The organism is Stenotrophomonas sp. AN71 (assembly GCF_050435725.1).
Lineage (GTDB): Bacteria > Pseudomonadota > Gammaproteobacteria > Xanthomonadales > Xanthomonadaceae > Stenotrophomonas.
The window spans coordinates 12,662-32,458 of record NZ_JBNDKU010000018.1 but is presented as its reverse complement, the minus strand read 5'-3'; the positions used below and the strand labels follow the sequence as shown (position 1 = coordinate 32,458).

The following is a 19,797-nucleotide window of genomic DNA, read 5'->3' as shown; positions in this document are numbered from 1 at the left end:
TGTGTCGCTGCCGGGGCAGGAGCGCTAGTATATGCACCTCGATGCCATTGGGCAATCCCGAAACTTCAACCGGAAGCGCCAACATCATTTCCTCTGCTACATCACCGATCAGCCTGCGCGTCATCCCGCGCGACCAGCACACCATCTCCCGCAAGGACATCAGCCCGAACGCCCTGCGCGTGCTTTATCGCCTGCGCGATGCCGGCTTCGGCGCCTACCTTGTCGGCGGCGCGGTGCGTGACCTGCTGGTCAATGGCCAACCCAAGGATTTCGACGTGGCCACCGACGCCACGCCCGAACAGGTCAAGCAGCTGTTCCGCAACTGCCGACTGATCGGTCGCCGATTCCGCCTGGCCCACGTTGTATTCGGCCGCGAGATCATCGAAGTCGCCACGTTCCGTGCCAACAGCGATGACGGCAGCGGCGACCGCGAGATGGAGAACGGCATGCTCGTGCGCGACAACGTGTACGGCTCCATCGAAGACGACGCCGTCCGCCGCGACTTCACCTGCAACGCCCTGTACTACGCCATCGAGGACTTCTCGGTGCGGGACTACACCGGCGGCTTCGAAGACGTGCAGGCGCGCCTGATGAAGCTGATCGGCGATCCCGAACAGCGTTATCGCGAAGACCCGGTGCGCATGCTGCGCGCGGTGCGGCTGGCGGCCAAGCTCGGCTTCCAGATCGAAGCGGGTACCGCCGCGCCGATCCCGCAGCTGGCGGGCCTGCTCAACGAGGCCGCGCCGGCGCGCCTGTTCGAGGAAGTGCTCAAGCTGTTCCTGTCCGGGCACGGCGTGGCCAGCTTCGAAGGCCTGGAGCGCTACGGTCTGCTCGACGTGCTGTTCCCGGAAAGCGCCAAGGCGCTGAAGGCCAACCGTACCGGTGCACTGCGCCGCATGTTGGTTGAGGGCCTGGCCAACACCGATGCCCGCGTGGCCAATGACGAGCCGGTCTCACCGGCGTTCCTGTTCGCGTTGCTGCTGTGGCCGGCGTTCTGCCGCGCCCAGGCCACGCTGCTGAAACAGGGGGTGGCACCGGAGGAGGCGCAGCGTCGTGCCGCCGACCGCGTCACCGTGCAGCAGCTGAGCACCATCGCACTGCCGCGCCGCTTCTCGCTGCCGATGCAGGAAATCTGGCTGCTGCAGTCGCGCTTCGGCTCGCGCCAGCGCAAGCGCGTGTTCCGCACCCTGACCCATCCGCGCTTCCGTGCCGCCTTCGACTTCCTCAGCCTGCGCCAGGTGGCCTCGGCCGAGCACGAAGCCGATGTCGCGTTCTGGCGCGAGGCACAGGCGCAGTCCGGTCGCGAGCTGGAGTCGTCGCTGGAGACGATGCACAGCGAAGACGGTGATGACGAAAGTGGGGCACCGCGCAAGCGCCGCCGCCGCCGTCGTCGTCCGGGCGCCCCGGCTGGTGCGGCTGGCGAGTAAGCGATGACCCTTGCCTGGATCGGCCTCGGCGCCAACCTCGGCGACGCGGCCGCCACCGTCGGCGCGGCGATGACCGCGCTGGACGGGCTGCCCGCAACGCGCCTGTGCCAGGCCTCGCGCCTGTACGCGACGCCGGCCTGGGGCAATGAAGACCAGCCGCCGTTCGTCAACGCGGTGGCCGCGGTCGAAACCCTGCTGTCGGCCGACGAGCTGCTGCAGGCGATGCTGGCACTGGAGCAGCGCTTCGGCCGCGTGCGTGATCCGGCACTGCACTGGGGCCCGCGTGCGCTCGACCTGGACCTGTTGCTGTATGGCGCGCAGGTGATCGACCAGCCCGGCCTGCAGGTGCCACATCCATACCTGCATGAGCGCGCCTTCGTGCTGGTGCCGTTGGCCGAAATCGCGCCGGAACTGACAATTCCTGGCCAGGGTCGCGTGCGGGATGCTGTAATGCGGGTGGATACCTGCGGGATCGCGCCGATCGGGTGATAATGCTGAGGTTATCTCCCCCGGTTATCAGCACATGAGCACCCACGCAGACAGCAAGCCCTGGACCGTTCCCGCCCTGGCCGAGGCCAAGCGCAATGGCCAGAAGCTGGTCATGTTGACCGCCTACGACGCTGGCTTTGCCCGCACTTTCGACGCAAACGGCGTTGACCTGATCCTGATCGGCGATTCGCTGGGCATGGTCGTGCAGGGCCATGAATCGACCCTGCCGGTGACCGTGGCCGACATGGTCTATCACACCCGCGCGGTGGCCCGCGTGCTGCAGCGTGCGTTGTTGGTGGCGGACCTGCCGTTCGGCGCCGATGCCACCCCGGAACGTGCGCTGGATGCCTCGCTGCAGCTGCTGCAGGCTGGCGCCGAGATGGTCAAGATCGAAGGGGCCGGTTTCAAGGTCGACATCATCCGTTACCTGGTGGAACGTGAGATTCCGGTCTGCTCGCACCTGGGCCTGACGCCGCAGTCGGTGCTGCGCCTGGGCGGATTCAAGGTCCAGGGCCGTGGCGATGCCGCGCGCCAGTTGATGGAGGATGCCAAGGCGGTGGCCGCCGCTGGCGCCACCCTGATCGTGCTGGAATGCCTGCCGAGTCCGGTTGCTGCCGATGTCACCGCTGCGGTGGATGTGCCGACCATCGGCATCGGTGCCGGCCCGCAGTGCGATGGCCAGGTGCTGGTGCTGCATGATTTCCTCGGTCTGGACAGCGGCCACCGGCGCCCGAAGTTCGTCAAGGACTTCCTGGCCGAAGGCGGTTCAGTGGCCGGTGCCACCCGCGCCTTCGCCGACGCCGTGCGCGACGGCAGCTTCCCCGACGAACAGCACGCCTACGCCCAATGATCCAGACCTTCAACGAGCTCGGCGCGCTGCGCGAGCAGATTGCCCAATGGAAGCGCGAGGGCCTGCGCGTGGCGCTGGTGCCGACCATGGGCAACCTGCATGGTGGTCACCATTCGCTGGTGACCCTGGCCCGCCAGTACGCCGACAAGGTGGTGGCGAGCATCTTCGTCAACCCGACCCAGTTCGGGCCGAATGAAGACTTCAGCCGCTACCCGCGCACGCCCGAGGCCGACGTGGCTGGGCTGGAGCAGGCCGGCTGCGATGCGGTGTGGCTGCCCAGCGTGGAGGCGATGTACCCGTTGGGCGTGGACAAGACCACGCGCATGCACGCACCGGGTGTCAGTGAGGTGCTGGAGGGTGCCAGCCGACCGGGTCACTTCGATGGCGTCTGCACGGTGGTGGCACGCCTGTTCCTGCAGGTGCAGCCGGACGTGGCCGTGTTCGGTCGCAAGGACTACCAGCAGCTGGCGGTGATCCGGCAGATGGTGGCCGAGCTTTCGTTCCCGATCCAGATTGTCGGTGCGGAGATCGTGCGCGAAGAGGATGGCCTGGCCAAGAGTTCGCGCAACCAGTACCTGAGTGCTGAACAGCGACCGCTTGCAACCACGATCCACCGCTCCCTGTTGGGCATGCGCGAGGGGTATGTGGCCGGCCAGCCGCGCGCGCAGATCGAGGCCGACGCCACCGCCGCGCTGCAGGCCGCCGGTTTCCAGGTGGACTACGCCGTGCTGCGTACCCCGGAGCTGGCCGAGCCGACCTTCGATGGCGGTGGCCGGGTGGCACTGATCGCTGCCCGCCTGGGTACGACACGCCTGATCGACAACCTGGAGTTCTGAGCCGCTTGCGGCTCCAGGGCGCCCGCAACGGGCGCCTCTCACCATCCCACGGAGGGGAGGCCGGAAATGAATACCCCCACGACTGGCGCCGGCCGCCTTGCCCAGGCATCGATCCTCGCCGTGCTGGCCGCCGGCATGCTGCCGGCCCAGTTGTTCGGCGGCCTGCTGTTCGCATTGGACCTCGGGCGTACGCCGGTGCCGGCACTGATCGGTGGCGGCTTGATGTTCGTGCTGGCGATCTGCAACGCCATCGCCGTGCTGCTGCCAATGGCCCTCATCCAGCAGTCTCAGCAGCGACTGCGCCGGATCGGTTTCGTGCTGCTGGGTTTCGGCCTGGGCGCGCTGGCGATGGCCACCTGCGCCTGGCCGGGGGAAACCCAAGGGCCTCTGCTGCAGCGCCTGCGCTATGTCGATACGTTCGATGTGATCAGTTACGGCATGACGGTGCTGGCCGCCGGTGGCTTCGGCGCGGTCGCCGGATGGGCCTTCCATGCGGCGTTCCGCCTGTCGCTGGACGGCACGTCAAGCACGGCCTCGCCGGCGCGGTCGGGCGAGGACGGCTGAACGGCCTTCAGCATCCTGCCGAAGGCCCCTGACGACGGCCGAGCGGGTGCTAGAATCCGCTCTTTCCTTTGCCGTTGCAGCGCCCCCATGCACCTGTCCCTGCTCAAGACCAAGATTCACCGCGCCACCGTCACCCATTCCGAGCTGAACTACGAAGGCTCGATCGCCATCGATGACAACCTGCTGGCTGCCACCGGCATCCGCGAGTTCGAGCAGGTGCACATCTGGGACGTGACCAACGGCGCGCGCTTCTCGACCTATGCCATCCGCGCCGAAGCCGGCAGCGGCGTTGTCTCGCTCAACGGTGGCGCCGCGCGCCACGTGCAGGTCGGTGACATCATCATCATCGCCGCGTTCGCCAGCATGACCGAGCAGGAAGCCGACAGCTTCAAGCCGAAGCTGGTGTACGTTGATGGCAGCAACCAGATCACCCACACCAACGACACGATCCCGACCCAGGCCGCATGACAACGAACAACGGATTCGACTCGCTGCATTCCCACGCCCAGCGCCTGAAGGGCGCAAGCATTCCCAGCCTGCTCGCCGCCGAACCTGGCCGCGTGCAGGACCTGGCGCTGCGGGTCGGTCCGTTGTATGTCAACTTCGCCCGGCAGAAATACGATGCCGCGGCGCTGCAGGCGTTGCTGGCGCTGGCCGCCGACCGTGATGTCGGCGGCGCCATCACCCGCCTGTTCCGGGGTGAGCAGGTCAACCTGACCGAAGGCCGCGCTGCGCTGCACACCGCGCTGCGTGGTGATGTGGTCGATGCGCCGGTGGCGGCCGAGGCCTATGCCACCGCGCGCGAAATCCGCCAGCGCATGGGCGTGCTGGTGCGCGCGCTGGAAGACAGCGGCGTGACCGATGTGGTCAGCGTCGGCATCGGTGGTTCCGATCTTGGCCCGCGCCTGGTCGCCGATGCGCTGCGCCCGGTCACCGGTGCGCGCCTGCGCGTGCATTTCGTGTCGAACGTGGACGGCGCCGCCATGCAGCGCACGCTGGCCACGCTGGATCCGGCCAGCACTGCCGGCATCCTGATCTCCAAGACCTTCGGCACCCAGGAAACGCTGCTCAATGGGCAGATCCTGCATGACTGGCTGGGCGGCAGCGATCGTCTGTACGCGGTCAGTGCCAATCCGGAACGTGCCGCCAAGGCTTTTGCCATCGCCGCCGAGCGCGTGCTGCCGATGTGGGACTGGGTGGGCGGGCGCTATTCGCTGTGGTCCGCGGTCGGTTTCCCGATCGCGCTGGCGATCGGTTTCGAGCGTTTCGAGCAGTTGCTTGAAGGTGCCGCGCAGATGGACGCGCATGCGCTGGATGCACCGCTGGAGCGCAACCTGCCGGTGCTGCACGCCTTGACCGACATCTGGAACCGCAATCTGCTCGGCTATGCCACGCATGCGGTGATGACCTACGACCAGCGTCTGGCACTGCTGCCGGCCTACCTGCAGCAGCTGGTGATGGAGAGCCTGGGCAAGCGCGTGCAGCGCGATGGCCAGCCAGTCACCACCGATACCGTGCCGGTGTGGTGGGGCGGGGCGGGCACCGACGTGCAGCACAGTTTCTTCCAGGCGCTGCACCAGGGCACCAGCATCATTCCGGCCGATTTCATCGGCTGCGTGCGCAACGATGATCCGTATACGGTCAACCACCAGGCATTGCTGGCCAACCTGCTGGCGCAGACCGAGGCGCTGGCCAACGGCCAGCGCAGCGATGACCCGCACCGCGACTACCCGGGTGGTCGCCCGAGCACGCTGATCCTGCTCGATGCGCTGACGCCGCAGGCACTGGGTGCGTTGATCGCGATGTACGAGCATGCTGTGTACGTGCAGTCGGTGGTCTGGAACATCAACGCCTTCGACCAGTTCGGTGTCGAGCTGGGCAAGCAGCTGGCCAGCGGTCTGCTGCCGGCGCTGCAGGGCGAGGACGTGGCGATTGCCGATCCGATGACCCGCGAGATCCTGGCGCAGCTGAAGCGCTGAGGCCCTGGTAGTGCCGGCCGCTGGCCGGCATTCCGGCGATGCACCCACGGTTCATGAGGTTGCCGGCCAGCGGCCGGCACCACCGCTGAACGGCATGGCGTCTCACCGGCTCGGATCGCGTTCCGGGCTTGGGCGCTTGGCCAGCTTGCGCTGCAGCGAGCGCCGGTGCATGCCGAGCAGGCGCGCGGCGGCCGAGACGTTGCCGCCGGTTTCATGCATCGCCTGCTGGATGTGTTCCCACTGCAGGCGACTGATCGGCGTCATCGCGTCGGGCACTTCCATTTCGCCCTCATCGGCCGGGCCGTCGTCTTCCTCGCCCAGTGCACGCAGGATCATCGGCACCGTAGCCGGTTTCGGCAGGTAGTCATCCGCACCCAGCTTGATCGCCTCCACTGCGGTGGCGATGCTGGCATAGCCGGTCACCAGCAGGATCCGCATGTCCGCGCGCAATGCACGCAGCGGCTGGATCAGTGCCAGTCCAGAGTCGCTGCCCAGCTTCAGGTCGATCAGTGCGAACGCGGGTGGCTGCTGACGTGCCAGTGCCAGCGCGCTGGCGGCATCCTGGGCGGTCTGTGTTTCCAGCCCCTTGCGGGCCAGGCTGCGTTGCAGGGTGCGCAGGTACAGCTCGTCGTCGTCGACCAGCAGGCCGAGGGGGGAGGGGTGAAGGCTCATGGGGTGTCCTCGCGTGGGGCCAGCGGCAGGCGGAAGCCGACGCGGCTGCCGGCCCCTTGGGCCGGGCGCATCCACATCTCGCCGTCGAGGCGTTCGATGGTGGCATGGGACAGGGCCAGGCCGACGCCCATGCCCTCGCTCTTGCTGCTGCCGAACAGCTTGCCCGGCAGCACCGCGGCGCGCGCGTTGAATCCGTGCCCGTAGTCGCGGACTTCGCCGATCAGAGTGTCGCCCTCGATGCGCAGGTCCAGGTCCACGCGCGGCCGGCCGGCCTGTTCGCCGGCATCGGCGGCATTGTTCAGCAGGACCATCAGCAGGTGGCCCACGCCCGGATCCAGCGGCAGCCGCAGCGGCGCATCGTCGTTGCGATGCAGATCGATGGTCGGCCGCACCAGACGCCATTGCTCGAGCACCTGCTGTGCACTGGAGTGGCTGCGTCCGGGCGCATCGGTCGAAGCGGGTGCGGCCAGCGCCAGCACCCGCTCACGACACTGCACCAGCAGTTCCCGCAGGGTTTCCATGTCTTCGCGCACTTCGGGTTCTTCGCTGCGCTCGGCCACGTCGTCGGCAAGCAGGGTCATGGTTGCCAGTGGTGTGTTCAGTTCATGCGCCACCGACGCGGCATGCGTGGCCAGGGCGACGATGCCCTCATTGCGGGCGAAGCGCTCGCGCAGTGCCGACAGTTCCAGCTCGCGCTGGCGCAGGGCCAGTGCCAGCCGGGTGGAGAAGGTCAGCACGACTGCGGCGGAAATCAGGAAGTTGGCGACCACGCCCCAGCGGTTGAGGTCCTGTGCGCGGAAATAGCCGTCCGGCAGTGGCTGGCCGAACAGGCCGCTGGCCGCGTAGCCGAGCAGGCAGGCCAGGGCGACCGCCAGCGCCCAGCGCAGGGGCAGGGCGAACGCGGCCAGCGCGATCAGGATCAGGAACAGCGAACTGAACGGGTTGGCCATACCGCCGCTCCAGCCCACCATCCAGGTCAGGATGATCACATCCACCAGGATGTGCCCGAAGGCGGTCAATGGCACGGTATCGGCCGCTTCCGGGCGCAGCTGGGTGTAGATGTTGAACAGTGCCAGCACGGCCACGCCGGCCCACAAGGGCAGCTGCGGCAACGGCAGGCCCAGCACCCAGGTGGCCACCAGGATGGTCGCGGCCTGGCCGCCTACGGCAAGCCAGCGCAGGCTGCACAGGGTACGGAGAAACGGGGCGTCGGGACCGGTCATTCACGCTCATCGTATGCGTTCGCGCGCGGGCGTGCCTGCGACAATCGGCCGCAGACGTGCCGCCGGCTGAATGCGAGTCACCCGGAATGCGGGGCCGGGCGCTAGAATGCGCCCATGCACGACGCCGTTACCCGCCCGACTCCGCCCTCCGATGCCACCGCCTGGTCCCGCCGCCAGACCCATGCCGTGCAGATCGGCGGGGTCACCGTAGGCGGAGGCAAGCCGGTGGTGGTGCAGTCGATGACCAATACCGATACCTCCGACGTGGCCTCCAGCGTGAAGCAGGTGGCCGAATTGTGGCGGGCCGGTTCGGAAATGGTGCGGCTGACCGTCAACACCGTTGAAGCCGCCGCAGCGATCCCGCGCATTGTCGACAAGCTGGCGATGATGGGCATCGACGTGCCGCTGATCGGTGACTTCCACTACAACGGCCACCAGCTGCTGACCGCCGAACCGGCGTGCGCCGAAGCGCTGGCCAAGTACCGCATCAATCCGGGCAACGTCGGCTTCGGCAAGAAGAAGGACCTGCAGTTCGCCCAGCTGATCGAGTTCGCCATCCGCTACAACAAGCCGGTACGCATCGGTGCCAACTGGGGCTCGCTGGACCAGGCCCTGGCGGCGAAGCTGATGGATGAGAACAACCACCGTGAACAGCCCTGGGACGCAGGCCGCGTGCTGCGCGAAGCGCTGATCCGCTCGGCGCTGGATTCGGCCGAGCAGGCGGTGGAAATCGGCCTGCCGCGAGATCGCATCGTGCTGTCGGCCAAGGTCAGTGGTGTGCAGGAACTGATCGCGGTGTACCGCGACCTGGCCCAGCGCTCCGATTTCGCCCTGCACCTGGGCCTGACCGAGGCCGGTATCGGCAGCAAGGGCATCGTGGCTTCGGCGGCGGCGCTGAGCGTGCTGCTGCAGGAAGGCATCGGTGACACCATCCGCATCTCGCTGACCCCCGAACCGGGCCAGTCGCGAACGCAGGAGGTGATCGTCGCCCAGGAACTGCTGCAGACCACCGGCCAACGTGCGTTCACGCCACTGGTCACGGCCTGCCCGGGCTGCGGCCGTACCACCTCCGAGTTCTTCCAGGAACTGGCCAAGGTGGTACAGAACCACGTGCGCGAGAAGATGCCGTTGTGGAAGATCCACCATCCGGGCGCGGAGAACATGACCCTGGCGGTGATGGGCTGCATCGTGAACGGTCCGGGTGAATCGCGGCATGCCAACATCGGCATCTCGCTGCCGGGCACCGGCGAAACGCCGGCGGCTCCGGTGTTCGTCGATGGCGAGAAGAAGGTGACCCTGCGCGGCGACAACATCGCCCAGGAGTTCGTCGCACTGATCGACGATTACGTCGAACACAACTATGTCCGAAGCGCCGGATAAGCCCGCGATCCTCGCTGCGCCGGAGTCTGCTTCCGGTTTCCGCCACTGGATGGCGCGCAATGCCTGGCGGCTGGTCCTGCTGTTCGGTGGCGTGCTGCTGCCGCTGGCCGGCTTCGTCGCCCTCGCCGACGAAGTGCACGAGTTTGAATCGTTCCATTTCGACGCGCCCCTGCTGTGGCAGATGCATGGCCTGCATTCGCCGTGGCTGGACCGCTGTTTCGTGCTCATCTCCAAGCTGGGCTACGAGTGGTTCCTGATTCCGGCCGACGTGCTGATCATCGGCGTCCTGCTGGGTTACCGGCGCTGGCGCGAGGCCACCTTCGTGGCGGTCAGCTTCGTGGGTTCGGCGCTGCTGAACATGGGCAGCAAGCATTTCTTCCAGCGCCAGCGTCCCAGCCTGTGGGAGTCGATCGCGCCGGAATCGACATTCAGCTTCCCCAGCGGCCATGCGATGGGCTCGATGACCCTGGCGGTGACCCTGGTGCTGTTGGCCTGGAACACCCGCTGGCGCTGGCCGGTGCTGCTGCTGGCCCCCGCGTTCAGCCTGCTGGTCAGCGTTTCGCGGGTCTACCTGGGGGTGCATTACCCCTCCGACATCCTGGCCGGATGGTGTGCCGCGCTGGTTTGGGTGGTAGGGTGCTACCTGGTCATGTTCAGTCGCCGGCATCCTTGGCGACGTCACGATTCGCCGCCAGCGAGGGCCAGCGAAGCATCAGCACAGGGGGATTGACGTGGATGGCCCTTCCGGGGCGTCTACGTAATAGATGAGTTGTTTCGTTGCAGCAGGTTCTGCAAGACAGGGGGCAAGCACAACGCGCGGTACTGTGATGCGCAAGGCAGAACGCCTGGCCCGCATCGCGAACGCGCTTGCAGGGGTATCGGCGCCCTGCCTAGCTTGACCTGCAATGGCCGCATTCGAAGAGGTTCGTGAATGACGATTCGAGTCTACCTGGTGGATGACCACGCGCTGGTCCGCACCGGGATGAAGATGATCTTGTCGGGGGAAACCGACATCGAGGTGGTGGGCGAAGCGGAGACCGGCGAAGACGCGCTGCGCGAAGTCCGCCAGCTGCTGCCGGACGTAGTGCTGTGCGACCTGCATCTGCCCGGTGTCAGCGGCATGGAAGTGACCGAGCGCATCGTCCGCAGCCACCGCAACATCCGGGTGGTGATCGTGTCGGTGCTGGAGGATGGCCCGCTGCCGAAGCGGCTGCTGGAAGCGGGTGCCGCTGGCTACATCGGCAAGGGCTGCGATGCGCAGGAGCTGCTGCGTGCGGTGCGCGACGTCGCCGTTGGCCGTCGCTACCTGGGCACCAGCATCGCGCAGAACCTGGCGCTGTCGACGGTGGAAGGCAATGGCTCGCCGTTCGACAGTCTGTCCCCGCGTGAACTGGAAGTGGCGCTGCTGTTGACCCAGGGCCTGCGCCAGGAAGACATCGCGCGGCGCCTGAGCCTGAGTGCGAAGACGGTGAACACGCACAAAGCGCGGTTGTTCGAGAAGATGGGTATCCACGACAACATCGCGCTGGCGCGCATGGCCAGCCAGTACGGGCTGGTGGATCCGGCGCGGCCGCTGTAAGGATTTCGGCCAACGGCTGAGCCCCTCGCGGTGGTAGTGCGGTTGGATTCTGGGGCATGGCCGGGCGGATGGGTTGTACAGGGGGCGCTGCAAGTACGTCCCTGTAAGCTCGGTCGCCGCATCCATGCGGCTCACGCCCCTGCACAACCCATCCGCCCGGCCACGGACAGTTTCCGTGCGCCGCCACCGCGGAATGAAGATTGAAGAGCGGGAGCGGGTCGCGCGCTTTGCGCGCTCGTAGCCTGGGGTCGGATCCCTTTCCCGGCGGGAAAGGGCTCTGACCCCATAGCGCTTCAGTGGCCGCGTACGCGCTTGACGATCTTCGCGGCCTGGGCGGCGCTTTCGCGCACCTTGTCCCACTGGCCGGCGTCGATCCAGTTGCCCGGCACCATCCACGAACCACCGATGCAGACCACGTTCTTCTGCTCGAGGTACTCGGCGGCGGTGTTTTCGGTGATGCCACCAGTCGGGCACAGCTTGAGATCGGCGATCGGACCGGCCACGCCCTTGATCATCGCCAGTCCGCCCACGGCGGTGGCCGGGAACAGCTTGCACACACGGAAACCGCGCGCATGCAGCGACAGCAGCTCGGTCGGCGTCGCCGCACCCGGCACCACCGGCAGCGGCGCGGCGGCCAATGCGTCGGCCAGTACCGGCGGCGTACCTGGCGTCACCAGGAAGTCCGCACCCGCATCGATCGATTGCTGCATCTGCTCCACGGTCAGCACCGTCCCGGCACCCACCACCACGTCCGGCAGCTCACGCTTGAGCATTGCCAGCGCTTCCATCGCCACCGGTGTGCGCAGCGTCAGCTCGATCGCCGGCAAACCACCTTCCAGCAGCGCCGCACTGACCGCGCGCGCCTGGTCCAGCGTATGAATCGTCACCACCGGCAGGATGCCCGCCGCATGCAACAGCTCCGCCGCCTTCACCTGATGTTGTTCGATACCCATAGCTCTGCTTCTGCCTTTGCTTTCGAATTTGATTTTCAGTGATCACTTCGCGGCGTATCGGCGCCGGAAACTGTGATGCGGAGGAGGGCAGGCCGTCGCCAGGACCGTTCGCGCCATGGATGGCGCGACCGAGCCTACAGGGACGTATTTACGGCGTGTCCTGGCGACGGCCTGCCCTCCGCCGCCACCAGCAAACTCACCGCCGCAACAAACCCGCAACGCTCTTCAATCCTCAGGCGTCCTTCGCCTCATGTGGTGCCGCTGCAGCCGCCGCATCGTGCCCAAGCTCATACTCCGCGTCGTAATCCCACGGCCCACCATCGGCCGCCGCCGGCCCGCACGAAATCGAAATCGCGCCCTGGTCGGCCGGACCCACCACGCGCCGGTTGATCGCGAACAGATTGCGGCCCAGGTCGTGCGCTGCCGGCGCGGTGTTCGGTGCCAACGGACGTGCCGCCCATTCGGCCGCATCCACCAGCACTTCCAGCGTGCCGGCCTCGCCATCGAGGCGGATCATGTCGCCTTCGCGGACCTTGGCCAGCGGGCCACCGCGCGCCGCTTCCGGCGTTACGTGGATGGCGGCCGGAATCTTGCCCGAGGCGCCGGACAGTCGGCCATCAGTGACCAGCGCCACACGCCGGCCCTGGTTCTGCAGCAGGCCCAACAGTGGTGCCAATGAATGCAGTTCCGGCATGCCGTTCGCACGCGGGCCCTGGTAGCGCACCACGGCCACGAAATCCTGCGGCAACAGGCCGCCCGCATGCAGCTTGTTCAAGACCTGCGGTGCATCGACCACCACCGCAGGTGCTTCGATCGTGCGGTACTGCGGCTTCACTGCCGACAGCTTGATCAGCGACTTGCCGAGGTTGCCGCGCAGCAGGCGCAGGCCCCCCTGGTGTTCGAACGGATTGTCGACACCACGCACCACCTCGTCGTCGGCGCTGCGTTCCAGGCCCGGCAGGTAGACCAGCTGGCCGTCGCGCAGCTGCGGTTCGCGTGCATAGTCGGCCATGCCGCCGCGCGCCACGCTGACCAGGTCGCCGTGCATCAGGCCCGCCTTGATCAGTTCCCCGAACACGAATGCCGGTCCGCCCGCCGCCGCAAAGCGGTTCACGTCGGCGTCGCCGTTCGGATAGACACGGGCCAACAACGGAATCAGCTGCGACAGCTCGTCGAAGTCGTCCCAGGTCAACACGATGCCGGCTGCACGGGCCACCGCGATCCAGTGGATGGTGTGGTTGGTCGAACCGCCGGTGGCCATCAGCGCGATGACGGCGTTGATGATCGCGCGCTCATCGATGATCCGGCCCAGCGGGCGGAAATCATCGCCCAGCGCGGTGATGTCCAGCGCACGTTCGGTGGCTTCGCGGGTCAGTGCATCGCGCAGCGGCGTGCCCGGATTGACGAACGAAGCGCCCGGCAGCTGCACGCCCATCGCTTCCAGCAGTACCTGGTTGGAGTTGGCGGTGCCGTAGAACGTGCAGGTGCCGGCGCCGTGGTATGACGCGGATTCGGCTTCCAGCAGTTCTTCGCGGGTGGCTTCACCGGCAGCGTAACGCTCGCGCACTTCGGCTTTCTGCTTGTTCGGGATGCCCGGGGTCATCGGGCCGGCCGGCACGAACACCGCCGGCAGGTGACCGAAGGCCAGCGCACCGATCAGCAGGCCCGGCACGATCTTGTCGCACACGCCGAGGTAGACGGTGGTGTCGAACATGTCGTGGCTGAGGCCGATCGCGGTCGCCTGAGCGATCACATCGCGCGAGAACAGCGACAGTTCCATGCCGCCGCGTCCCTGGGTGACGCCGTCGCACATGGCCGGTACCGCGCCAGCCACCTGTGCGGTGGCGCCGAGTTCGCGTGCGACCTCGCGGATCTGTTCCGGATAGGTCTCGAACGGCTGGTGCGCCGACAGCATGTCATTGTAGGCGGTGATGATGCCCAGGTTCGGCGTCACGCCGCCGCGCAGGCGGCTCTTGTCGGTGCCGCCGCAGGCGGCGAAACCATGGGCGAGGTTGCCGCAGCTCAGGCGGCTGCGGAACGGGCCGTCACGCAGTGAGGCGTCGATCGCGGCCAGGTAGGCGGCGCGCGAGGCGACGCTGCGGCGGATGACGCGCTCAGTGATGGCGTGCAGTTGCGGATGGAGGCTCATTGGCTACCGGCGTTCGAGGTGGCGAGAGGCAAGCGGCGGCATGCCGCCGCCGACATCAATCAGCCCAGTGGACGCGCAGGCGCGCGCCGTCCAGGTTGATCGCGTTGAGGATCGGATACTGCTGGGCGTCGTTGCTGTCCAGCGCCTGGCGCAACACCTGCAGCTTCTGCTTGCCACGCAGCAGCAGCAGACGCTGGCGACACTGGCGCAGGCCGTGCGGAGTGAGGGTGATGCGCAGCGGCCACTGATTGGCACCCGGGCATCCTGTGGCATCCAGCGCCGCGTAGGGTAGGGTGCTTTCCAGTGTGCGGGGCAGGTCCTTCGAGCCCGGGAACAGCGACGCGGTATGGCCGTCGTTGCCCATGCCCAGCGCCACCAGGCTCGGCGGCTGGCTGTGCTGGGCCTGCAGGTTGGCGGAGTAGACACATTCGGGCAACGGCTTGCCGATCCGCACCAGCGGATCGAAATGAGCTCCTTCGGCGCGCTTGAGCAGGTGCTCGCGCACCAGCCAGGCGTTGCTGTCGCGATCCTGCGGCGACAGCCAGCGCTCGTCCGCAAGGCTGACTTCGACCCGGTCCCAATGCACGTCCAGTTCGGCCAGTGCCTGGTACACCGGCGCCGGCGTGGTGCCGCCGGACAGCAGGATGCGGGCGCGGCCCACCTCATTGATGTCGTGGTTGAGGGTCTGCGCCATCTCGGCGGCTACCGTCTCGATCCAGTCATCGGCATCGCCATGGTGGATGAAGTCGATGCGGTCGTCGTGGAAAGCGGGGGTCATGCGGCAACTCCTGGTGCGTCACGTTCGGCGTCGGTGGCATAGGCGGCGGCGCCCAGCAATCCGGCATGGGGATGCATCACCGCCAACGAGGGCACGCGCGCCATGATCGAAGAGAAGCGGCCCTTGTGCTCGAAGCGCTGGCGGAAACCGGAGTGCTGCAGCGAATCAAGCATCTTCGGGGTCAGGCCGCCGGTCAGGAACACGCCGTCCCAGGCGCCCTGGGTCAGCACCAGGTCACCGGCGATGGCGCCGAACACGGCGCAGAACACGTCCACGGTGCGCATTGCCTGCGGATCACCGTGCAGGGCACGCGCGGTCACGTCCACCGGCTGCAGTTGGCCGGGGTCGATACCGGCCATCTCGCACACGGCGCGATGGATGTTGACCAGGCCGGGGCCACAGATCAGCCGCTCGTTGGAGACGCGTCCGAATTGCTCGGACAGGATCTCCAGGATGCGGATCTCCTCCGGCGTTCCCGGCGGGAAGCTGACATGGCCGCCTTCGGTTTCCAGCGGGTAGCAGCGGCCGTGGCGCAGGATCAGGCCACCGACACCCAGGCCGGTACCCGGGCCGATCACCGCGTAGTTGCGCGGCTGGCCCGGCTTGCCCGGTACCCAGGCGGCGCCACCCACCTGGATCACGTCATCCGGTTGCAGCAGTGAAATCGCCATCGCCTGCGCGGCGAAATCGTTGATCAGGTGTAGTTCGTCGAAGCCGAGCATCGCGGCGGTGCGGCTGCGCGAGATCACCCACGGATGGTTGGTGATGCGCGCTTCGTCACCGTCGACACGACCGGCAACAGCGAACACGCCACGGCTCGCTGTGGCGCCGATCTGTTCGAGGTGGTGGCGTGCGGCGTCGCCCAGTGACGGGAACTCCGCCACCGCGTACTCGCGGATGCTGTCCTTCAGCAGCGGGGTGTCCAGCGAGGTGTCGGCCAGGGCGAAGCGGGCGTTGGTGCCGCCGATGTCGGCGACCAGCACCGGCTGCGAGCTGGCACTCATGCCGAGGCTCCGCTGTCGGGCGCGTCCACGCCCTGCGGCAGGAATCCGGTTGCGTTGCCCGGGCCCCACTGGCCGGCCGGGTAGGGTTCCAGCGGCAGCTTGGCCTCCTTCCAGGCATCGGCCACGCTGTCGATCCAGGCCCACGCGGCGCGCACTTCGTCGTCGCGCACGAACAGCGTGTGGTTGCCATTGAAGGCATCCAGGAACAGGCGTTCGTAAGCGATGCGGCGGTGCAGGCCGGTTGGCACCGACAGTTCCAGTTCCAGCGGATGCAGTTCCAGTGCGCCCCATTCCGGGCCGGCCAGGCTGCTCATCAGGCCCAGCTCGATGTTCTCCTGCGGCTGCAGCTGGAACACCAGGCGGTTCGGTGCAGCCTGCGCGCGCTGCGGGCGCTCGAACAGCCAGTGGGTGACCGGCTTGAGCGTGACCACCACGCGGGTAGTGCGCTCGGGCAGGCGCTTGCCGGTGACCAGGTGGAACGGCACGCCGCTCCAGCGCCAGTTGTCGATGTGCGCGGTGACACCGGCGAAGGTTTCCACGTCGCTGCCTTCCGGTGGCTGGTAGGCCTGGGCCGGCTGGCCGTTGATGGTGCCGGCCGTGTAGCGGCCACGGATGCTGTCACGCGCGGCGTGCTTCGCATCGAGCGGGCGTAGCGCGCGCAGTACCTTGACCTTCTCGTCGCGGATGCGGTCGGCTTCCAGCGAGGCTGGCGGTTCCATCGCCACCATGCACAGCAGCTGCAGGATATGGCTCTGCACCATGTCGCGCAGCGCGCCGGAACGGGCGTAGTACGCGTCGCGGCCGTCCACGCCTTCGCTCTCGGCGACCAGGATATGCACCGATTCGATGTAGTTGCGGTTCCACACCGCTTCCAGCAGCGTGTTGCCGAAGCGCAGCGCGATCAGGTTCTGCACAGCCGCCTTGCCCAGGTAGTGGTCGAGGCGGAACACGCGGTCCTCGTCGATCCACTGGCCGATGGTGGAGATGATCTCCTCGGCACTTTCGCTGTCGCTGCCGATCGGTTTCTCCAGCATCAGGCGCGCCGGTGCGGCCAGTGCGCCGCCCTTGGCCAGGCCTTCGCAGGTGGAGATGTACAGGCCCGGCGGGATGGCCAGGTAGCTGACGCACTTGCGGTGCACCAGGTCGGAGACCGCGGCGGCCACCGAATCGACATCGCGCAGGTCGACCGAACGGTAGTCGATGCGGCGCAACAGGCCGGCGATGTCTTCCTGCGTGGCCATCGGCATGGCCTGCTGCAGGCGCGGGCGCAGGATGTCATGGAAGGCTTCGGTGTCATGCCCGGACAGGGCCAGCGCGCGGATGCGGAAGTCCTCCGGCAGCAGGCCGTCGCCAAGCAGGCGAAGCAGCGAAGGGAACAGGTAGCGCTGGGCCAGATCACCTGTGGCACCGAACAGGAAGAGGGTGTCGTGCATCGCTCGAGTTTCAGATCCGGGTGACATCGTTGTCAATCGCTTCATGGCTGGGTTCGGGGGACATCCGCGCAACTGCCTGTCCGAGGTTCGTCGGGGGCGTTCTCCGGGGCACCGGAAGACCGTTCCATTCGAAACCACTACCTCGGCGGAAGCTTCGTTCAACCGCCGACGCAGATCGGTGCGCACCGATCATCGGATAGTGCCACGTGAAAACGTTTACATGGCAGAATGGGCAACTGTATTCGATTGCAGTGCTCGCCGCCATGCGGCAGGCGCGCAATCATCACTGCCATCGGGAGGGCCGAGGCAGTCCCAAAAGACAGCCCGGCTTCGGGCGGACCGGATAGGTGATATGGCAAAAGTGCAGTTGCAGGGTGTGCGCAAGGTCTATGACAACGGCCAGGTCGCGGTGAAGGACGCCAGCTTCGAGGTCGCCGATGGCGAGCTGATGGTGCTGGTCGGGCCGTCCGGCTGTGGCAAGTCGACCCTGCTGCGGATGGTGGCCGGCCTGGAAGAGATCAGCGGCGGCACGCTGACCATCGGCGATCGCGTGGTCAACGATGTGGCGCCGAAGGATCGCGACATCGCGATGGTGTTCCAGAGCTACGCGTTGTACCCGCACATGACCGTGGCCGAGAACCTGGCCTTCGGCCTGAAGCTGCGCGGCCATGACAAAGCCACCATCGACAGGCGCATCGCCGAAGCGGCACAGACGCTGGGCCTGACCGAGATGATGGACAAGCTGCCCAAGGCGATGTCCGGCGGCCAGCGCCAGCGCGTGGCGCTGGGCCGTGCGCTGGTGCGCGAGCCGGCGGTATTCCTGCTCGACGAACCGCTGTCAAACCTCGATGCCAAGCTGCGTCACAGCGTGCGCACCGAGATCGCACAGCTGCACCGCAAGCTCGGCACCACGATGATCTATGTGACCCATGACCAGGTCGAAGCGATGACCCTGGGCCAGCGCATCGTGGTGCTCAAGGACGGCATCATCCAGCAGATCGATACGCCGATGGCGCTGTACGACCGCCCGGCCAACCTGTTCGTGGCAGGTTTCCTCGGCAGTCCGGCGATGAATGTGCTGAGTGGCGTGCTGCAGGGGGATGCCGGCGGCGTGACCGTAGTCGACGGTGAGTGGCGAGCGCCGCTGGGCCAGGCCACGATCGATCCGGCCTGGCTGCAGAAGCCGATCGCGGTCGGTGTGCGTCCGGAGCACCTGCAGCCGGCGGGTGGTGATGACACGCATGCATTCACTGCGCGCATCGAGGGCATCGAGCCGGTCGGCAACGAGATCTTCGTCAACCTCAGCAGTGGCCAGCATGCGTTGACCATGCGCGTAGCGCCGCAGTCGCTGCCGGCCGTCGGTGAGGACATCCGTGTGGCGATCCACCCGCAGGGTCTGCACTTCTTCAACGCCGAGAGCGGCGAGCGCCTGTAACCGGTAGTGCCGGCCGCTGGCCGGCATTCCATGGGTGCGTGGTTGCCGGCCAGCGGCCGGCGCTACCCATCCGGTGCGGACCAACGGTCCGCACCCACCACCGCGCGGTTCAGTAGATCCACGCCATGCGTGGATGAAGGGCCGCCAGGTTCAGCGCGCCAGCCCATCCAGTAGCGGCATGCGCTGCGCCACGGCGTCGCCCACCTGCAGATCGGCATCGCTGGCGTCCAGCGGCAGCACCGCCAATGCCAGGTCGCCGGCCACGCTGGCGATCGTGCCGAGTGCCGCGCCATCCTGCTGCACGCCATCGCCGGCCTGTGCTGGCGCTGCGGTATGCAGCAACTGCACCGCGCGCTTGGCCTTGCCAAGGAAATGGGTGCGGGCGACGATTTCCTGTCCCGGGTAGCAGCCCTTCTTCACGCTGTAGCCATTCAGGCGATCCAGCCCCAGCTGCTGGGGGGTCCACACTTCGCGCTGGCTTTCGTCCAGGCGCGGCAGCCCGAAGCGGAGGTCGGCCTGGCGCCAGGCCAGCGCGAAGGCAGCCTCGTCGGCTTCGCTTCCGGCGGCGAAGGCTTCGGCGCTGCCAATGCGCAGGGTGCGCGGCAGGGCATCGCTGCCCAGGTCCAGCTCCCAGCCATCACCCGCGGTGTGCGCAATCGCGGCGCCGCTGGCGGCCTCAGGCGCAGTGAAGGCCCCGGCCACGGCCAGATCGTCGCGCAGCAACACCTTCACCTTTCGGCGGAAAACGAAGCGCTGCAGTTGCGACGCAATCGCATCGGCATCGCCGTCAGCCAGCACCAGCATCACATGGTCATCAGCCAGCCGGAGCAGCTGGAACACAGCCAGGGTGCGGCCCTTGGCGCTCAACCAGGCACTCCATTGCCAGTGCCGCAGGGGCAGGGCGGTGACGTCGCTGCTGAACTGGGCATGGGCAAACACCGCCGCATCCGCGCCCTGCAGGCTGAGCAGATGATGGCCGGGCAGGCGCGGATATCCGACGAAAGCAGGGGGCAGGTTGTCAGGCACGTGAACGAGGTCTAAAATTT

General features: G+C 67.2%; 19 protein-coding genes. 11 read left to right on the top strand and 8 right to left on the bottom strand.

The annotated features are described in order from the left end of the window. Positions 1-47: 47 nt before the first annotated feature. The 7 genes from pcnB to pgi all read left to right on the top strand — a co-directional run bounded on the left by pcnB (position 48) and on the right by pgi (position 6,145). Positions 48-1,427 carry a polynucleotide adenylyltransferase PcnB gene (gene pcnB, locus ABH900_RS19725; protein ID WP_429624903.1) on the top strand — a complete coding sequence of 460 codons (1,380 nt, stop codon included), beginning with the start codon at positions 48-50 and terminating at the stop codon, positions 1,425-1,427. Between the two features lie 3 nt (positions 1,428-1,430). Further along, a complete protein-coding gene (folK, locus tag ABH900_RS19720; protein WP_429624901.1) occupies positions 1,431-1,916 on the top strand; it encodes a 2-amino-4-hydroxy-6-hydroxymethyldihydropteridine diphosphokinase in 486 nt (161 codons plus the stop codon). Positions 1,917-1,950: 34 nt separating this feature from the next. Beyond that, positions 1,951-2,766, top strand: a complete 816-nt coding sequence (gene panB, locus ABH900_RS19715) for a 3-methyl-2-oxobutanoate hydroxymethyltransferase (protein ID WP_429624899.1) — start codon at positions 1,951-1,953, stop codon at positions 2,764-2,766. Then, entirely contained in the window at positions 2,763-3,602 is an 840-nt protein-coding gene (panC, locus tag ABH900_RS19710) for a pantoate--beta-alanine ligase (protein ID WP_429624897.1), read from the top strand. Before panB ends, panC begins: the two co-directional genes overlap by 4 nt. 66 nt (positions 3,603-3,668) lie before the next feature. Further along, entirely contained in the window at positions 3,669-4,166 is a 498-nt protein-coding gene (locus tag ABH900_RS19705; RefSeq protein WP_429624895.1) for a hypothetical protein, read from the top strand. A gap of 87 nt (positions 4,167-4,253) precedes the next feature. Beyond that, entirely contained in the window at positions 4,254-4,634 is a 381-nt protein-coding gene (gene panD, locus ABH900_RS19700; protein ID WP_008268179.1) for an aspartate 1-decarboxylase, read from the top strand. Beyond that, a complete protein-coding gene (gene pgi / locus ABH900_RS19695; protein WP_429624893.1) occupies positions 4,631-6,145 on the top strand; it encodes a glucose-6-phosphate isomerase in 1,515 nt (504 codons plus the stop codon). Before panD ends, pgi begins: the two co-directional genes overlap by 4 nt. Before the next feature lie 102 nt (positions 6,146-6,247). On the opposite strand, the gene ABH900_RS19690 is transcribed toward pgi, so the two are convergent. After that, positions 6,248-6,817 (bottom strand): response regulator transcription factor, encoded by a 570-nt coding sequence (locus tag ABH900_RS19690; protein ID WP_429624892.1) that lies wholly within the window; start codon positions 6,815-6,817, stop codon positions 6,248-6,250. After that, positions 6,814-8,040 (bottom strand): ATP-binding protein, encoded by a 1,227-nt coding sequence (locus ABH900_RS19685; protein ID WP_429624890.1) that lies wholly within the window; start codon positions 8,038-8,040, stop codon positions 6,814-6,816. Before ABH900_RS19685 ends, ABH900_RS19690 begins: the two co-directional genes overlap by 4 nt. 114 nt (positions 8,041-8,154) lie before the next feature. Between ABH900_RS19685 and ispG the strand changes: the two genes are divergently transcribed. The 3 genes from ispG to ABH900_RS19670 all read left to right on the top strand — a co-directional run bounded on the left by ispG (position 8,155) and on the right by ABH900_RS19670 (position 10,999). Continuing rightward, on the top strand, positions 8,155-9,420 hold the full coding sequence (ispG, locus tag ABH900_RS19680) for a flavodoxin-dependent (E)-4-hydroxy-3-methylbut-2-enyl-diphosphate synthase (protein WP_429624888.1): 1,266 nt from the start codon (positions 8,155-8,157) through the stop codon (positions 9,418-9,420). Next, the gene (locus ABH900_RS19675) at positions 9,401-10,150 is read left to right on the top strand and encodes a phosphatase PAP2 family protein (protein WP_429624886.1); all 750 of its coding nucleotides are present in this window, start codon (positions 9,401-9,403) and stop codon (positions 10,148-10,150) included. Before ispG ends, ABH900_RS19675 begins: the two co-directional genes overlap by 20 nt. 201 nt (positions 10,151-10,351) lie before the next feature. After that, entirely contained in the window at positions 10,352-10,999 is a 648-nt protein-coding gene (locus ABH900_RS19670; RefSeq protein WP_429624884.1) for a response regulator, read from the top strand. A 293-nt stretch (positions 11,000-11,292) separates the two neighbouring features. Here the strand turns inward: ABH900_RS19670 and eda are convergent, their stop codons facing one another. The 5 genes from eda to zwf form a co-directional block, all read right to left on the bottom strand. Continuing rightward, the gene (gene eda, locus ABH900_RS19665; protein ID WP_429624882.1) at positions 11,293-11,952 is read right to left on the bottom strand and encodes a bifunctional 4-hydroxy-2-oxoglutarate aldolase/2-dehydro-3-deoxy-phosphogluconate aldolase; all 660 of its coding nucleotides are present in this window, start codon (positions 11,950-11,952) and stop codon (positions 11,293-11,295) included. 232 nt (positions 11,953-12,184) lie between these two features. Beyond that, positions 12,185-14,101, bottom strand: coding sequence for a phosphogluconate dehydratase (edd, locus tag ABH900_RS19660; protein ID WP_429624881.1), 1,917 nt, complete (start codon positions 14,099-14,101; stop codon positions 12,185-12,187). Between the two features lie 55 nt (positions 14,102-14,156). After that, positions 14,157-14,879: a 6-phosphogluconolactonase gene (gene pgl / locus ABH900_RS19655; protein ID WP_429624879.1), complete on the bottom strand. Its 723-nt coding sequence runs from the start codon at positions 14,877-14,879 to the stop codon at positions 14,157-14,159. After that, positions 14,876-15,883 (bottom strand): glucokinase, encoded by a 1,008-nt coding sequence (gene glk / locus ABH900_RS19650; RefSeq protein ID WP_429624877.1) that lies wholly within the window; start codon positions 15,881-15,883, stop codon positions 14,876-14,878. Before glk ends, pgl begins: the two co-directional genes overlap by 4 nt. Beyond that, entirely contained in the window at positions 15,880-17,316 is a 1,437-nt protein-coding gene (gene zwf, locus ABH900_RS19645) for a glucose-6-phosphate dehydrogenase (protein WP_429624876.1), read from the bottom strand. Before zwf ends, glk begins: the two co-directional genes overlap by 4 nt. Positions 17,317-17,668: 352 nt before the next feature. On the opposite strand from zwf, the gene ABH900_RS19640 reads away from it, so the two are divergent. Then, on the top strand, positions 17,669-18,751 hold the full coding sequence (locus tag ABH900_RS19640; protein WP_429624874.1) for an ABC transporter ATP-binding protein: 1,083 nt from the start codon (positions 17,669-17,671) through the stop codon (positions 18,749-18,751). Positions 18,752-18,901: 150 nt separating this feature from the next. On the opposite strand, the gene ABH900_RS19635 is transcribed toward ABH900_RS19640, so the two are convergent. Next, positions 18,902-19,777: a YgfZ/GcvT domain-containing protein gene (locus tag ABH900_RS19635; protein ID WP_429624873.1), complete on the bottom strand. Its 876-nt coding sequence runs from the start codon at positions 19,775-19,777 to the stop codon at positions 18,902-18,904. Positions 19,778-19,797: the final 20 nt, after the last annotated feature.

Excerpts from the sequence above, each read along its gene's own strand:
- ABH900_RS19685 (WP_429624890.1), bottom strand. The coding sequence starts at position 8,040 with ATGACCGGTCCCGACGCCCCGTTTCTCCGTACCCTGTGCAGCCTGCGC.
- ABH900_RS19640 (WP_429624874.1), top strand. The coding sequence starts at position 17,669 with ATGGCAAAAGTGCAGTTGCAGGGTGTGCGCAAGGTCTATGACAACGGC.
- ABH900_RS19690 (WP_429624892.1), bottom strand. The coding sequence starts at position 6,817 with ATGAGCCTTCACCCCTCCCCCCTCGGCCTGCTGGTCGACGACGACGAG.
- panD (WP_008268179.1), top strand. The coding sequence starts at position 4,254 with ATGCACCTGTCCCTGCTCAAGACCAAGATTCACCGCGCCACCGTCACC.
- ABH900_RS19670 (WP_429624884.1), top strand. The coding sequence starts at position 10,352 with ATGACGATTCGAGTCTACCTGGTGGATGACCACGCGCTGGTCCGCACC.
- ABH900_RS19675 (WP_429624886.1), top strand. The coding sequence starts at position 9,401 with ATGTCCGAAGCGCCGGATAAGCCCGCGATCCTCGCTGCGCCGGAGTCT.
- panC (WP_429624897.1), top strand. The coding sequence starts at position 2,763 with ATGATCCAGACCTTCAACGAGCTCGGCGCGCTGCGCGAGCAGATTGCC.
- folK (WP_429624901.1), top strand. The coding sequence starts at position 1,431 with ATGACCCTTGCCTGGATCGGCCTCGGCGCCAACCTCGGCGACGCGGCC.
- pgl (WP_429624879.1), bottom strand. The coding sequence starts at position 14,879 with ATGACCCCCGCTTTCCACGACGACCGCATCGACTTCATCCACCATGGC.
- glk (WP_429624877.1), bottom strand. The coding sequence starts at position 15,883 with ATGAGTGCCAGCTCGCAGCCGGTGCTGGTCGCCGACATCGGCGGCACC.
- zwf (WP_429624876.1), bottom strand. The coding sequence starts at position 17,316 with ATGCACGACACCCTCTTCCTGTTCGGTGCCACAGGTGATCTGGCCCAG.
- edd (WP_429624881.1), bottom strand. The coding sequence starts at position 14,101 with ATGAGCCTCCATCCGCAACTGCACGCCATCACTGAGCGCGTCATCCGC.
- pgi (WP_429624893.1), top strand. The coding sequence starts at position 4,631 with ATGACAACGAACAACGGATTCGACTCGCTGCATTCCCACGCCCAGCGC.
- panB (WP_429624899.1), top strand. The coding sequence starts at position 1,951 with ATGAGCACCCACGCAGACAGCAAGCCCTGGACCGTTCCCGCCCTGGCC.
- ABH900_RS19705 (WP_429624895.1), top strand. The coding sequence starts at position 3,669 with ATGAATACCCCCACGACTGGCGCCGGCCGCCTTGCCCAGGCATCGATC.
- ispG (WP_429624888.1), top strand. The coding sequence starts at position 8,155 with ATGCACGACGCCGTTACCCGCCCGACTCCGCCCTCCGATGCCACCGCC.
- eda (WP_429624882.1), bottom strand. The coding sequence starts at position 11,952 with ATGGGTATCGAACAACATCAGGTGAAGGCGGCGGAGCTGTTGCATGCG.